13 protein-coding genes are annotated in these 14,877 nt (G+C 36.2%); 9 read left to right on the top strand and 4 right to left on the bottom strand.

Translation table 11 applies throughout. The features are described from left to right. The first annotated feature begins 60 nt into the window (after positions 1 to 60). The 9 genes from KJ849_05965 to KJ849_05925 all read left to right on the top strand — a co-directional run bounded on the left by KJ849_05965 (position 61) and on the right by KJ849_05925 (position 11,788). Positions 61 to 1,209, top strand: coding sequence for a hypothetical protein (locus KJ849_05965; GenBank protein ID MBU2600100.1), 1,149 nt, complete (start codon positions 61 to 63; stop codon positions 1,207 to 1,209). A gap of 59 nt (positions 1,210 to 1,268) precedes the next feature. Beyond that, a complete protein-coding gene (locus tag KJ849_05960; protein ID MBU2600099.1) occupies positions 1,269 to 1,868 on the top strand; it encodes a hypothetical protein in 600 nt (199 codons plus the stop codon). Positions 1,869 to 2,091: 223 nt separating this feature from the next. Beyond that, on the top strand, positions 2,092 to 3,618 hold the full coding sequence (locus tag KJ849_05955) for a HAMP domain-containing protein (GenBank protein MBU2600098.1): 1,527 nt from the start codon (positions 2,092 to 2,094) through the stop codon (positions 3,616 to 3,618). A 122-nt stretch (positions 3,619 to 3,740) separates the two neighbouring features. Further along, complete coding sequence (locus tag KJ849_05950; protein MBU2600097.1) at positions 3,741 to 5,171, top strand: response regulator; 1,431 nt, start codon at positions 3,741 to 3,743, stop codon at positions 5,169 to 5,171. A gap of 114 nt (positions 5,172 to 5,285) precedes the next feature. Further along, positions 5,286 to 6,839: a hypothetical protein gene (locus tag KJ849_05945; GenBank protein MBU2600096.1), complete on the top strand. Its 1,554-nt coding sequence runs from the start codon at positions 5,286 to 5,288 to the stop codon at positions 6,837 to 6,839. Then, on the top strand, positions 6,833 to 7,324 hold the full coding sequence (locus tag KJ849_05940) for a helix-hairpin-helix domain-containing protein (GenBank protein MBU2600095.1): 492 nt from the start codon (positions 6,833 to 6,835) through the stop codon (positions 7,322 to 7,324). The genes KJ849_05945 and KJ849_05940 overlap by 7 nt, the downstream gene beginning before the upstream one ends. 310 nt (positions 7,325 to 7,634) lie before the next feature. Continuing rightward, entirely contained in the window at positions 7,635 to 8,651 is a 1,017-nt protein-coding gene (locus KJ849_05935) for a PorV/PorQ family protein (protein MBU2600094.1), read from the top strand. A 381-nt stretch (positions 8,652 to 9,032) separates the two neighbouring features. Continuing rightward, positions 9,033 to 10,484, top strand: a complete 1,452-nt coding sequence (locus KJ849_05930) for a hypothetical protein (GenBank protein MBU2600093.1) — start codon at positions 9,033 to 9,035, stop codon at positions 10,482 to 10,484. After that, positions 10,445 to 11,788: a T9SS type A sorting domain-containing protein gene (locus KJ849_05925; GenBank protein ID MBU2600092.1), complete on the top strand. Its 1,344-nt coding sequence runs from the start codon at positions 10,445 to 10,447 to the stop codon at positions 11,786 to 11,788. Before KJ849_05930 ends, KJ849_05925 begins: the two co-directional genes overlap by 40 nt. Positions 11,789 to 11,790: 2 nt before the next feature. On the opposite strand, the gene KJ849_05920 is transcribed toward KJ849_05925, so the two are convergent. The 4 genes from KJ849_05920 to trxA all read right to left on the bottom strand — a co-directional run bounded on the left by KJ849_05920 (position 11,791) and on the right by trxA (position 14,851). Then, a complete protein-coding gene (locus KJ849_05920) occupies positions 11,791 to 12,573 on the bottom strand; it encodes a radical SAM protein (GenBank protein ID MBU2600091.1) in 783 nt (260 codons plus the stop codon). A gap of 185 nt (positions 12,574 to 12,758) precedes the next feature. Continuing rightward, a complete protein-coding gene (def, locus tag KJ849_05915) occupies positions 12,759 to 13,298 on the bottom strand; it encodes a peptide deformylase (protein MBU2600090.1) in 540 nt (179 codons plus the stop codon). A 120-nt stretch (positions 13,299 to 13,418) separates the two neighbouring features. Next, a complete protein-coding gene (locus tag KJ849_05910; protein MBU2600089.1) occupies positions 13,419 to 14,453 on the bottom strand; it encodes an arsenic efflux protein in 1,035 nt (344 codons plus the stop codon). A gap of 77 nt (positions 14,454 to 14,530) precedes the next feature. Then, the gene (gene trxA, locus KJ849_05905) at positions 14,531 to 14,851 is read right to left on the bottom strand and encodes a thioredoxin (protein MBU2600088.1); all 321 of its coding nucleotides are present in this window, start codon (positions 14,849 to 14,851) and stop codon (positions 14,531 to 14,533) included. Between the last annotated feature and the right edge of the window lie 26 nt (positions 14,852 to 14,877).

Genomic DNA, 14,877 nt, shown 5'->3' with positions numbered 1-14,877 from the left:
AACTAAAGGATAACCGAATAATTTAACCGCTTCAGCGGTTTAAGAGGAGGAAGAAAAAAAATGTGGAAAAAGGGATTGTTCATTCAATTCATGGGGCTTGCTTTTATTTTGAGCTTAGCCGTACCATCAATTGCTCAGGAAAAGGATAAGGGATATGGGTTTAATGAATCTTTTCCAGAGCTGCATGTGTTTTTGACAAATCAATTCTATAACTACCAGGAAAAAGCATTTGGAGATTATGCAGATGAGGGTGATCCTAAGATTGCCGGGCATAGTGTGTTTATCCCCATGAGTGGGTATATTGATATCAGCTCATCTATAAGACCTGGGTTAAAGGCTGAGGTAGAGTTTGAGCTTTATAAGGCTGAGAAGCTCAAGTTTTGTAAGCTGCGAGGGGTATGGTCGCCAAGGCAGTGGTTCATCCTGTCAATAGGAAGAGACTTTGTGCCCATTGGCAGCCAGGATAAAAGCTATTACCCTACATCAGGCTACCGAATGTTTACTGTTGCCCCATTCCTGTATCGAAGCGTTATACGAGCCTGTGGCTGGTGGGATTCAGGTGTGCATGTCTCTGGGGAAATACCAGTAAAAAATACGCAAAAATTACTTTATAACCTTTCGATAATCAATGGTCCAGGATGGGATAGCACAAAGACTGACTTTGATACCTCAACAACAAACTACATGTATGAACAATTCCATAACCATAGTCGACAGGCAATGGATAATAATAACGATAAGCCATTGGTCATGAGATTAGCATATTCTCCATACAAGGGATTGGAGTTTGGCGGCTCTCATTTTGAGGCAAAATATGACAAGAATGAAAAATATAGCTGTGATTTTACCTTTTATCATCTTTTGTATGACTCAGATAAATGGAATCTTGCCTGTGAGCATGGAAGGGCAGGGATAGACACCCTCTATCGAGGAAAAATACACCAGTCATCTGCATACCTTGCTGTAAGCTATAAATTGTTACAAGACAGGAAATGCGTTCATTTCCTTGCCCCGGCAATCAGGTATGAGATCTTTGACCCCTGGGAAGAGGATGCATCCAATAAGGGTGACAGGCAATCTATTACCTATGGAATTAATCTTTCCCCTTATGAACACTTTGTGGTCAGAGCAGCGTATCAGCACACCACTGAAAAGGGTGCTGAGCTTAAAAATGATGGGATGAGCGTAGAATCTGTGTTTGAATTCTAAGCAAAAAGCGGACAAATACGAGGGTTTGTCCCTACAAATGCAATTGGATGGTGTGTCATATGTCAACAACTTACAGATTAACAATCCTTTTGTTGTGCCTTTGTGTCTTTGTGCCCCTGTGCCTTTCCCCAGCAGCAGCAGCCATCTACCCTTCTGAATTAAAGGTTGCCCCAATCAAGGTATATGAATCAATCCTGACAAACTTCAAGGAAAAAAAATATGCAAATGTCAAAACAGCTCTTACCTTTATAGATCCGATAATGGTTGCCGTCAATACAGAATTTGGTATTGACCTTAAGCCGGAAATTCAGGCAGGGTTAAAGGCAAGGGGTGAGGGGTTTAATATCAGTATCAGAAGATTAATATTCTATGATATCTGCCTCATGTTTGCTGTCATATCTAAAGGGGAAGAAAACAAGCAAAGGGTTTTATTTAAGATGTGTTATGCAAATTATTGTCTGCTTTCCACTGAGTTTTTGAGGGATTCTGCAACCTTTGATCTTGACCGAAGGGTCAGGAAGATGTTCATGAAAGCCTATCTTGACCTGGGCAAGGAATCACCGTATGGTGGGAAAACACCATCAGACATGAACTTGTTCAAGATACATGCAAATGAGATTATGGATGAGTTGATCCGGGTTTTTCCGGAATTCAAGTGAGGATGTAACTGCTCAGTTTCATCAAATACAATAGAACGCAGATGACGCAGATAAATATGATATACGCAGATAATTATAAACATTCTACAAAAAAATCTTATTTAATCATAACAATCAGCGTTATCAGCGTTCTATTTTTGAGTGCTGAGCAGTAACGCGAGGATAATAAATGAGCATACCCTGCAAACTGGGCATTAAATTAGGTTTGTTAATCAGCGCGCTTATGATTGGCATGGCTATTATCCTGAGCTGGTATTTTCTGACAAGCTCATCCCTGCTACTGCATGAGGAATTGGTAAAAAGAGGAGTAGAAATTACCAGTAATTTTACACATACTGCCAGGGATGGCATTCTCACCGAAAATCTTTTCCATGAGCTTGATGCATTGATTGAAGCAGCCACGCTTAACAAGGATATTGCCTTTGTAGCCATATTGGATAGGTATGGCAGGGTATTGGCTCATACCAATCCAAAAGAGGTGGGCAGGGTTTATAAGGATGAATTAACCAAAAAGGCACTCCTATCAAAGGATCCTGTCTGTCTGGGTGAAGCTGGAGAAAAAATCCTTTTTGGCGGGATTGTCACTATCAGCACAGACAAGAAGTCGTTGGTTGAGGAAACCGAAGTGTTAGACACGAAAAAATCAGGGGTAATTGGCACGGTTCTTCTGGGAATTTCACTTAAGAACCTTCATGTCAGGACAAATAATATCCTTAAGGTCAGCACAGGCATGATTCTTTTATTAGTGGTAATTGGGATTGTCTTATCCTTTTTCTTTTCCACAAGGATAACAGCTCCGATTCGGGCTTTGACCCATACTATGGAAGATATTTGCAGCAGCAAGCTTGATGTTGTCATTAATCCTGAACTGGGGAAATCAAGGGATGAGATTGGCAGCATGGCTAATAGCTTTAACCGCATGAAGGATAATATCCAGCAATTGATTAATGCCCTAAAAGAATCCAATCTGGAATTAGAGAGGCGGGTTGATGAAAGGACGATTGAGGTTAAACAAAAGGCTGCCCTGCTTGAGAAGACGGTGGAGGAATTAACAAGGGTAAATCATGAATTGGATTCATTCGTCTACACCGCTTCCCATGACCTTAAGGAACCATTAAGAGCCATAGAAACCTTTTCCAATTTCATCTTAGAGGATTACTGGGAAAAATTAGATGATGATGGCAAGGATTATCTGAAAAGAATCTCTGCCGGTGCCCATAGATTAAAAGATCTGATAGATGCCTTGCTTGCCTATTCAAGGATTACAAGGGGAAAGGTTTCATACGAGGTAATAGATTTGTCCCGTATTATAAGAGAGGCTCAGAAAAGGCTTGAGCATGTTATTAAAGAACGCAGTGTGGATATAATAGTAAGGAAGGATATCCCTGTTATTTATGGGGATAGTACCAAGCTTACCGAGGTTTTTTATAATCTTATCTCAAACGCTATTAAATATAATGATAAGGAAAAACCTGTTATAGAAATAGATTGTCCCATACCTCAACCAAAGGATGATGAGGTAATGGTTTTTGTCAAGGACAATGGTATCGGCATAGACAAGAATTCCTATGATGAGGTATTTAAGATATTCAGAAGGCTGCATGCACGGAATGAGTATGAAGGCGGAACAGGTGCAGGGCTGGCAATTGTTAAAAAAATCATGGATGAGCATGGGGCAAGGATATGGATCGAGGGTAAGGTTGGGGAAGGGACTGTGTTTTATTTGAGCTTTGCGAAGAAAGACAGATAACCACAAAGGACCCAAAGAAATCACAGAGGACACAAAGAATTTTTTTCTTGGTGAACTTTGTGTATCCCTTTGTGTACTTTGTGGTTAATCTGAAAAGACGAACAAATACAAGGAGACATATCATGAACCGCATTCTGCTTATTGAAGATAATCCAGACGACATCATCATTGCCAAAAGGGTTCTATCTAAGGCAAGGGAGGCATTTAGCGTTGAGACAGCAAGCACTGGGAAAGAGGCCATAGAGAAGCTTAGCAATGAAAGGTTTGATTGCCTTCTTATTGATCACATACTGCCTGATACAAATGCATTGGAATTATTAAAACATGTCCGAAAGATGCACAGGAGCATTCCAGCTATTGTTCTTACAGGATTAAAGGACGGACGGCTGTTAGATGGTGCCTTAAGGCTTGGTGCAGTGGATTTTCTAACCAAGGATAACATTCAGGGTGATGTGCTGCCCAATCGAATTCTTGATGCCATTAACTCTGGACAAAGGAGTCAATTTTTAGAAAATACCCATAAACATCTTTATGAAGGGTTGATTGACTCAATGGGTGAGGGATTGTTTGCCCTTGATCTGACAGAGACCATTGTCCTTGTTAATCGTGAATTGACTGAGATATTGATGGAACAAGAATCCAATCTGTTGGGCAAAACAGTATTGAGTCTTATGCCGGAGGATGCGGTAAAAACCTTTTATCAGGAATACCATCTCATCAAGGCAGGACAAAAACGCAAGTTTGAACTTGAGCTTTTGTCTAAGATAAAGGGCAGCATACCCGTACTTATCACACTGACACCATTACTTGATGAAAACAATGTATTTAACGGAGTCCTCGTGTTGGTGACAGATTTAACCGAATTAAAGAGGATACAGGGAAAGTTGATTGAGATAGAGAGATTGGCAATGATGGCAAAAACTGCCTCTGTAGTGGCACATGAGGTCAGAAACCCGTTATCTGTAATTAATAGCACCCTCTACCTTCTCAAGGGTGTTTTACCCAGGAATGAGACCATTGAAAAACATCTGCATCGCATGGAACAGCAGGTATTAAGAATAAATTCCTATTTTAATGATCTTTTAGATATGGCAAAGCCCTTGAACCTTAATCTGACTTCAGCAGATATAAATGTTATTATTGAGGAATCCTTAGATGGTGTTCCTCAATCCATTTTTTCAGGCATAGAATTGATACGGGAATTTGATGAAAAAATTCCTATGATTAAGGTTGATCATAGCCACATAAAGGCAGTCTTTATTAACCTGATTAAAAATGCCTGTGAGATCCTGCAGCAGAAGGGAAGGCTGAGGATTAAGAGTGAAAAGATTGAGGAATTTGTCTATATAAGCTTTGAGGATACTGGTCCGGGGATTCCAGCAGAGAATATCAGGAGAATCTTTGAGCCGTTCTTTACTACCCGCGGCAAGGGTACCGGGCTGGGCTTGTCTATATGTCAACACCTTGTTTTAGCACACCATGGATGTATTGAGGTAGAAACCGAGTTGGGAAAGGGAAGCAGCTTCATTGTTAAGCTGCCATATGAAGGCTGAAGGGAAGAATGCAGAATTCAGGAGTCAGGAGTCAGAATCCAGAAGTTAGAATGGAATTTGGCAGGCTGTTACGGGTGCACCGAGCAAGTTTGTTAGGTCTTGCCAGTGAAAATTATGAAAAAGATAGGTTACTTAATCTTTTTATTAATCTTCTTTTTTTTCTCCTTTTTTTCAAACTTAACCTTTTCTTCTCAGCTTATTACTGATAAAGATGATATTTTAGAATTGTTAGATCAAGAAGAGATTACTTATTCTCAATATTTAAACTTGTTAGTCCTGTATGACGAAAAATTAGACATTAATCAAGAGGACTTATTTGAGCTCTTGAATATTCCCAAGATTAGTTTCTTAGATATAATTAGTATCTTAAATTGTCGAAGTATAGCTAGGAGATTTAGTTCTATTGATGAGCTTAAACAGCTGCTTAATGACCAAGAGGTCTTTGAAAAAATAAAGCCTTTTATTAAGGTTACCGAGACGGAAGAAAAAAAATTAAAATTTAACAGCCAAGTATCCGCCAGTAGGGAAATTCACCGTTATCAAGAAATTCAAAACTTTGAAAATCTTCATTTCGCTTATGGTAAAAAGATCTCTTCTTATCTCTCCCTTCAAGAAAAAGATAGTTCTCATAAAGTTAGCCGAGCTTATTTAAAAATTCATGAACTTGACTATTGGCAAAATATAACCTTAGGCGACTATAAAGCTAAACTTGGTCAAGGATTAATAGTTTGGGAAAATTTCAAAGGAGGCATCTTTGAAATCTCAAATAAGAATAAACGTCTAAATCTTACTTTAATGAAGAGTAAAGACAAGGAAGATAATTTAGAAGCTGGCGACCTTAAATTACTTCTCTTACCTAAGATAAATATAGGTGGAACATACCTTCGCAGTCTTAATAAAAATCTTGAAATATATGGAACCAGAACAGAGATAAATTTAAATAATCTTCAACTCTTTACAGAAGTAGCTAAAAATCAAGAAAAATATAGTTATCTTTTAGGTTCTAGGTATGTTAATTCTAACTTTAGTTATTATCAATATTTTAAGCATTACGATCTTGGTTTTCCTAACTATTATACTAATAGATATAATGTTACTAATGACAGCCAGGAAGAGTATTTCTGGGGATTTAATTATTACTTAAATAAATTATGGCAGTTATCTGGCTATTATTATCAAGAAAGTGACCTCTTGAATATCTTAGATAGTCAGACTGTCTTTTTGAAACTATTGGTTAACTTAAATCCTAAGTCTAGGTTTAGTTTATCTAAGGGGTTAAAGAATAAAGAAGGCGAAGAAGGCCGAGAAAAGACAGAAAATTTTCGTTTAAGACTAGATCTTGGCTTGGATTCACCCTTAAAGACTAATATTTATTTTAAGCACACTCAAAAGACTACTCCCAGTAAGGACTTACAAATAAATCATTATCTAAGATTTTACCTTACTTATAAACTAACGAAAAACATCACCATAAAAAACACGGTCAAATTTCAAGATACTGATATTAAAGAAAAGGGAGGCCAGATTACTGGTCTTAATGTCATTTTTGAACAAAATATTTTGCCTAATCTTAAATATTCATTAAAATATAACTATACTCATTATAGTAAAGATTATCAAGCTCAACCTAAAGAAAAAATAAAGATTCAGCTGGAGATGAAATGGTAGAAATAAAATTACCTCTAAAAAGACTTCTCCTTTTTTTAATAATATTCTTGACTGGACTTTCTCTGGGATATTTTTGGGGCAAGACAAAAGAAGAAAAAACCTTTAAGAAAGGGAATCAAACTAAGGCTTTACCAAAGATTAGCCTTGACTTAAAAAGCCTTGACCTTGAAGAGGAATATCCTGAAGTAAGCCATCATCAGAAGCAAAAGAAGGAATTTAATATCACTAACAGAGAAAATTTACTTAGAAAAAAGGCTTCCTCTAAAGAATGGAAATCTACTTCAAAAAAAATTAATATTAACACGGCCAGTAGCAAAGAATTAACCAAGCTCCATAGGATTGGAGAAAAGATAGCCCAAAATATAATTGATTATCGAAAGAAGAATGGACCTTTTAAGGATACTAAAGATCTTCTAAAAGTAAAACGCATTGGCCCTAAAATTTTAGCTAATATTCAAGAAATGGTTACCGTAGAAGATAATTGATTATTAAAATTTTTTACCAATAAAGACAAAAATTTTGGACAAAAATTAATTAATTATTTATACCTTATTAAGGTTGATACTTAGGATTTTAAATGAGTAGCTCCAAGGGAGGGGTATAGTCAGGCAGGACATAAAGGTATTTTAATAATACCTCATCTTTTCTTTAAGCCAAACTATAAAAGAGCTCTAAAAAGTAGCTTGATTGTAGTTTGGCTTTTTTGTTTTTAGCCAGATAGGTAGATATATTTATTGGCAAAATAGTTGCTTTAATAACAAGTAAAAGAAGTTTAAGGGAGGAAAAATAATCACAATGATCACAAATAAAATAAAGTTTAATCTTATCTTTATTCATCTTATACTCTTTATCTTCATTTTTATCTTCACTTTTTCAGAAATAACTTGGGCAAAAAGCAGTGGAACTACCACGGCTAACTTCTTAAAGTCAGAAGTAGGATCTCGACCTGTAGCTATGGGGGGAGCTTTTGTCGCGATAGCTGACGATATTAACTCTCTTTACTATAATCCTTCTGGGTTGGTCAATATCAAAGGACAAGAAGTAACTTTTATGTATAACCAAGCTTTTATGGATAGTAATTATGGTTTTTTAGCTTACGGAGTAAATTTAAAGGAAAAAGGTAGCTTAGGGTTTTCTTTAACTTATGCTGGAATTAAAGATATTAAGGAAACAAATTCTTTATATCCTACGGGAACAGGTAATATATTTTCGGCCCAAGATTTAGCCATCTCTCTTTCTTATGCTAAAAAGATTACTTCTCATCTCTCTTTTGGCAATAATTTAAAACTTATTAGAGGAAATATTGAAAAAGAATCTGCTTTAGGATTTGCCCTTGATACTGGTTTTTTAGCTAAAGATATTTTAAACGATAATCTCTCTTTTGGACTTGCTGTCTTAAATTTAGGAAGTAAAATGACCTATCTTAACCAAAAAGACAAACTTCCCTTAACTATTAAGCTGGGAACTTCTTTTAAGCTCTTAAATGATAAGCTGCTATTAGCTATAGACATTAGTAAACCTATAGATAATGACTTAAATATTAAGAGTGGATTTGAATATTGCTTATTTAATAACTTCTCTCTTAGAGGAGGTTATTCTACCGCCTCTCAAGATATAGGAAGCCAATTTACTTTTGGATTTGGTCTTAAATGTAGTCTTATTAATCTTGATCTTTCTTATGTCCCTTATGGAGACTTAGGCAATATGATTAGAATAAGCATCTCTTATAGCCAAAATCCTCTTTTTAAATTTAGCCAAGTTAGAGAAGATGAAGATGATCAAGAAGGCCAAGATAAGAATAACTTTAAGTAAGCCGATTAATCAGCTTATAGCACTTATTAATGAAAATTTGACATAGAGCAAATTAATTGAGTGCCAACGAGTTTATCTTTTATTGCTCGGTATTATTTCCTATGTCTAGTTTTCGTTAATATATGCAATCCATTAATTAAGTTGACATACCTCGTAGGGAAAATCCACCCCCTACCCCCGCCAGCGGGGGATAAGCTTGTCCCTGTCCGAAAAGGCAACGAAACAACGGACATCCACACGAGGCTGTTCCCCGCCAGCGGGGGATAAGCTCGAGGCTGTCCCCCGCTGGCGGGGGTAGGGGGTGGAAATACAACTAATTTATCAGATTGCATATAACTACTATAATCTGAATTAATAAAAATTTAAAGGGGAGTTGGAATTATGAAGAAAATATGGGGATTGGCGTTGATTCTGGGAATGATTTTGGGGATTTATGGCCAAGTTGCCCCGGCGGCTGATGCTTGTAATCACAGAGTAGGTATCTTTTGTTACTCTGCCCTCTCTGGCCAGGTCTTTGAAGACATCGATGGAGAAGGAGATGCTCTTGAAACAGGAGATGAAGGTAAAAGTAATGTTATGGTAAAACTTTTAAATTCAGGAGGAACTGTTTTATCTACCACCACTACTAATGCTAATGGAGACTATAGTTTTTCTAATCTACTTAATGGTACCTACTATGTAGTCGTTAATTCTAAGGAGGTAGCTCCAAAAGCTGGTTATAACAGTTGCTTCAGTTTAAGTGATGTTTGGGCTGAACAAACCTACCAGGCAGATTCTGAAAACACCGGAGAAAAGTTCGGAGGGCAAGACTCAAAGGTGGCTGATGATTTTACAAACAACAAGTATGAACATAAGGCAAAAGTAGTCGTAAATGCAGGTAATGTCAGTGGTATTAATTTTGGTTTTAACTTTAATCTGATCGTTAATACCAATGATGCTGCTCAAGGCTCTCTTAGACAGTTCATCAAAAATGGTAATGCTGTTAAAGGAGCAAATGCCAGTATCTTTAAAGTATTTGGTTCCATAAATCTTACTATTGATGAATCTGATCAAGGTATTCTTCCCACCGTTACTGATGATAATCTTACTCTCGATGCCTCTGCTCAGTGGGGCAAAGGAGCATATCCAGGGGGGCCAGGAATTGTCGTTATGGGGCCTGAAGAAGTATATGATGAATTAATTTATGTTATAGGTGCTAACAATATTATTCTTCGGGGCATCTATTGGAAGGGACATGGAAACTATAAAAAACAAGATGATCTCGTGGCCTTTAAGAACAGCTTTGGAAATACTGTTGGTGGCGATAAACTACAAGATGCTAATTATATTACTGGAGCAGGTGATGGCGGCGAAGGGTTAGAATGTATAAACTTTGATCAGAGCACTATCATAGGAAACTATTTTGGCATTACTCCAGATGGAAAGTCTGATGGCAATAGTGTGGCAGGTATAGGATTATGGGAAGGATGTAGTAATAATTTAATAAAGAAAAATACTATTACTAATAGTGGTTGGGCTGGAGGTATCTATGTCTATCAAGAAGATAGCCTTAAAAATACAATTACTCAAAATTCTATCTACCATAATATCTACATAAATGAAAAAGAAAATATAACCTTCGATGGATTAGGCATCGACCTTTCTATTGGACAAACATGGGGAGTAACCTTAAATGATGGAAAGTATAATGATGATTATGGAAATAGAGGCATAGATTTCCCAGTAATTACTAAAGCAACCTTAAGCGGCAATACTCTTCACTTAGAAGGTTATGTAGGCAGCGAAGCTGGACAATGTCTCTTTGGAGGCTCTACCACATCGAAATATTTTTAGCTGAGGTTGACTCTACTGGTTATGGAGAAGGAAAGACTTATTTAAGTAGCTTTACTAATGGAGCAAATGGTAACTTTAATCTCGATATTACTCTAAGTAATCTTAAAGCAGGGGACAAGATTACGGCTACGACTACCGATAAAGATGGCAATACCTCTGAGTTCTCCAAAGTAGTGGAGATTACTTCTCTTAACATTCCCCCTACCATCACCATTACCCAACCTCCAGACAAAGATGGCACTGCCTCTACCGAATACCTCATTAAATGGGAAGACACTGATGTTGACGATAATGCTGATATCACCTTATTCTGGGATAAAGACAAGAATAAAGATAACAACACCTCAGAGACCGAGGGAAAAGAATGGGGAGTAATAGCTACAGGAATTAAAGAAGATCTTGATGGCGATGCTGATACCTATCTCTTAGATCTCTCTAAAATTCCTTCTTGGTGTCCTTGGACAAGATACTTTTATATCTTAGGCAAGATTAAAGATTCTGTCAATTCACCGGTCTACGATTATGGAGAAGGTAAGATTACTATTGTTACTAAAGCTTCTGCCGGAGGGATTACTATTAGCTCTAGTGGAGCAACAATTACCATAGCGGCAAAAAATCTTTCTATGGATGCCTATGTCATCATCAATGACAAGCCTAATAACCCAGCTATTGCCAAAGCAAATGCTTTAGTCTTAAGTGATAAAAATTTAAGTTTATCCACCGCTTTAAATAACACCACCTATGAGTTTAAAGCTTTAAGTATCTATGGAAATACTCTTAGCATCTCCTCTGCCCAAAAGTCTTCTCTTCAAGTTAAAGAGACTACTATTGCTATTCCTTATTCTCCAGAAGCAGTTTCAAAGCTAAAGATTAAAGAAAAAAGTCTTAGAATTTTCTATCTTAATGAAAAAAAAGAAAGATGGATCTTAGTTGACGCAAAACAAAAAATAGATCCTACTTCTAAAACTGTTTCAACTTCTATTAATAATTTTGGCATTTATCGTCTGATAGAAGTCCTTTCTTTAGAAAGCGGTGAAATTTCTCATTATCCTAATCCTTTAAAGCTTGCCAAGGGAACAGAAGAAAAAGTTACCTTTGTTAATCTACCTACTTCTAATAATACTAAAATCAAGATTTATAACCAAGTAGGAGAATTAATAAAAACTATGGATATTACCTTCCCAGAGATGGAATGGAATTTACGGAGCGATAAAGGAGATCTGGTAGCTAGTGGTGTTTACTTCTACTTAGTTTCCGACGAGACAGGAGTAAAAGCTAAAGGAAAGATGGCTATTATTAAGTAAGCTTAATCCTTGCCCCTTCTTTTTAAAGTATCTTCTACATTAAGAGGCTTAATTTTTTTATGCTCTCTATCGTAAACCGAAATTACTCTTAATTTTTTAGAGTTTAACTTTTTGAAAAATTTCTTTATTTTAAAAATCTCCTCCTTGGACAAAGGCAAAGTTTGGCATGGTCTTAAGGGGGTGTTTATCTGGATTTCATCAGGTGCAATTTCAAGAGCTAACTCTGCTAATCTTTCCAGGTGCTCATTACTTTCTTTAATAAACATCATTTGCAGGGCTAATTTCCCTTTATATTCCTTCTTAAAACTCTTAATTCCTTGATAAATCTCATCAAATTTAACTCCCGGGATCGGTTTGTTGATCAAGTTTAACTCTTCTTGAGAAGACGCATCTAACTTAGCAATTACAAAATTAGTTAGAGATAGTTCATTTTTCACCTCTTCTTGAGCTATTAAAGTAGCATTAGTTAAAATGGCAATAGGCTCTTTTCGTAAAGTTCTTATTGTCTTTATTACTTCACCTAAGTTCTTGGCCAAGGTAGACTCGCCTTGGCCTGAAAAAGTAAGATAATCTATTTGGCCTAAAGGCAATCTTTTTAATTCTTCAATAATCTTTACAGTAGGTACATATACCTTTCTTTCTAAGGAGTAATCTGTTTCTTCTCCCAGTTGACAATAAAGGCAATTAAAACTACACACTTTTCTTTCTTGGGAAAGTAAGTCTATGCCCAAGGAATTTCCTAACCTCCAAGAAGAAACAGGTCCATAAATATACTTAAACTTCATCACATTGGTTCTTTCTCTTTAACATTCCTAATTAATCTTTAAACTTCATCACGTTGGTTCTTTCTCTTTAACATGCCTAATTAATCTTTAAACCTCATCACGTTGGTTCTTTTTCTTTAACATGCCTAATTAATCTTTAAACTTCATCACGTTGGTTCTTTTTCTTTAACATGCCTAATTAATCTTTAAACCTCATCACGTTGGTTCTTTTTCTTTAACATTCCTAATTGATCTTTGATCGCTTCTTTGGTCTCTTTATCCATCCGATCAATAAATAAAACCCCATTAAGATGATCAATTTCATGAGAAAAGACTCTCGCTGGCCAATTAGTAGCTTCTATCTCTACCTCTTCCCCATTTATATTAAGACCTTTCACTCTTATCTTCCAGGCTCTCTTTATTTTTCCCATAATCTTAGGAAAACTCAGACATCCTTCTTCCGCCATAGTTTCTCCTTCTTGAAATAAGATTTCGGGATTAATAAGAACGATCAAATCGCGCTCATGGGCCTTTTCTCTATCTCCGTTTAAAGAAGCAACATCAACAATAATAATTCTCTGCAAAACACCTACTTGATTAGCCGCTAACCCAATTCCTTTTTTAGCCAACATCGTCTCTATCATGTTATTAATTAAGCTGATCGTTCTCTTCTTTATCTTATTAACTTCTTTAGCTCTTTCACGAAGAACGAGATCGGGATATTTCTTTATAGGTAAAATAGCCATATTTATAGAACCTATTAATGGAAATTTGACATAGGGCAAATTAATTTAAGGACAAGCAAGTTTATATTTTATTGCTCGGTATTATTTTCTATGTCCGGTTTTCGTTAATAACTACTATAATTAAAACCCTAATCCATATAAGATTAAACCACAACTTAGACCAATAACAAGATTAATCAACTTTATCCATAAAAAGTTTTTGACGGTATGAGAAAGAAGGGGCAGCATCCCATGACCATCTTGGATGATAGAGCTTGTCAAAAGCACAGAAAAAGGAATGATTCCCTTGGCAAACATCATCACAAAAATAAGATGAGGTCCAGATTCAGGCACAATAGCTACTAATGAAGCAACAAGTAGCACCCAAAGGATATGAGCCTTAATAAAAGATTCTAAATTGCAAGATTTTAGGCCTAGATCTACTAATAAAAGAGCAAAGAAACTCCATAAAAAGATTCGCCATAAATGTTTTTTAATTAAATGTGCCCAAATATGTTCTTCTAAGTAATGATCTGGAGCAGTAATAACGATAAACCCGGCTATCCAGATTAACGTAAAAAGAATTATTTTTTCTAATTCCCAGCTCTCTGGGCCAATAATTCCAGCCATTAAGCTATAAATAAGGATGATCCAAGTTATTATTAAAAGAAACCTAACCAAGGAAATCTTTCTTAAATGTTTAATTACGCCACTTAAATCAAGAACCCGACAATCTTTTCTTTTTAAATGCAACTTAGAAAGTTGGCACACTTGGCAAGGTTTAATCTTTAATAAAGGTACTACTACTTTATCAATTAGCCAGGCGCAAGCCACGCCCAAGGTAAATAAAAGACCAAATAAGATCAAGGCTTGCTTAGGAAACAGGGATATCATCACAAAAGCCTCATCTCCTGAAGCAGCAATCATACTCCCTGTTATCGCTCCAAAACTTAAAAGACCGTGGAGATAAAAGGAAACATTCATAAAAGCCCCACAGCACCCTGGTATCACCGCCAAGCCAGACGAAATAAGATACTGCCTCCCATAACCACCTTTTATCACCTGACTCATCTTCCCCTGGGTTAAAATTTCAAGATAATCTACCATCATCATCATTATAAAGACAAAAGTAGATATTACTAAAGCTTGTTTGAGATTATAAGTTAATAATTCCATAGTTTTTTTAAGATCAAAATTCCAAGCTTGGTTATTGGATAGAGATACCTGAAAAAAGATTTCAAAATTAACTTAACTTATAGTAATGAATCAAGTTTTTTCTTAATCACCTTTTTTGGCACTCCCCCAATTATTTCATCAACTACTTTTCCTTCTTTAAAAAACTTTAAATTAGGAATGCTCATTATTTTATACTCAGAAGTCTTGATTGGATTTTCATCTACATTTACCTTGGCTACCTTTACTTTTGACTCATATTCCTCTGCTAATTCTTCTAATATCGGAACAATCATTTTACAGGGAGCACACCAAGCCGCCCAAAAATCAACCAATACTGGCATATTAGCTCTAATAACCTCCTCTTCAAAATTAGTATCCGTAATATTAATCACCGTCATTTTTTCCTCCTATAAAATAAATTGGG

The sequence above is a fragment of the bacterium genome, from assembly GCA_018830565.1.
In the GTDB taxonomy this organism is placed as follows: Bacteria; UBA9089; JAHJRX01; order JAHJRX01; family JAHJRX01; genus JAHJRX01.
This window is presented reverse-complemented; position numbering and strand designations above follow the sequence as displayed.

Coding starts and splice junctions, on each gene's coding strand:
- def (MBU2600090.1), bottom strand. CDS start 13,298: ATGGCTATTTTACCTATAAAGAAATATCCCGATCTCGTTCTTCGTGAA.
- KJ849_05960 (MBU2600099.1), top strand. CDS start 1,269: ATGTCAACAACTTACAGATTAACAATCCTTTTGTTGTGCCTTTGTGTC.
- KJ849_05945 (MBU2600096.1), top strand. CDS start 5,286: ATGAAAAAGATAGGTTACTTAATCTTTTTATTAATCTTCTTTTTTTTC.
- KJ849_05930 (MBU2600093.1), top strand. CDS start 9,033: ATGAAGAAAATATGGGGATTGGCGTTGATTCTGGGAATGATTTTGGGG.
- KJ849_05920 (MBU2600091.1), bottom strand. CDS start 12,573: ATGAAGTTTAAGTATATTTATGGACCTGTTTCTTCTTGGAGGTTAGGA.
- KJ849_05910 (MBU2600089.1), bottom strand. CDS start 14,453: ATGGAATTATTAACTTATAATCTCAAACAAGCTTTAGTAATATCTACT.
- KJ849_05935 (MBU2600094.1), top strand. CDS start 7,635: ATGATCACAAATAAAATAAAGTTTAATCTTATCTTTATTCATCTTATA.
- KJ849_05965 (MBU2600100.1), top strand. CDS start 61: ATGTGGAAAAAGGGATTGTTCATTCAATTCATGGGGCTTGCTTTTATT.
- KJ849_05940 (MBU2600095.1), top strand. CDS start 6,833: ATGGTAGAAATAAAATTACCTCTAAAAAGACTTCTCCTTTTTTTAATA.
- trxA (MBU2600088.1), bottom strand. CDS start 14,851: ATGACGGTGATTAATATTACGGATACTAATTTTGAAGAGGAGGTTATT.
- KJ849_05955 (MBU2600098.1), top strand. CDS start 2,092: ATGATTGGCATGGCTATTATCCTGAGCTGGTATTTTCTGACAAGCTCA.
- KJ849_05950 (MBU2600097.1), top strand. CDS start 3,741: ATGAACCGCATTCTGCTTATTGAAGATAATCCAGACGACATCATCATT.
- KJ849_05925 (MBU2600092.1), top strand. CDS start 10,445: ATGTCTCTTTGGAGGCTCTACCACATCGAAATATTTTTAGCTGAGGTT.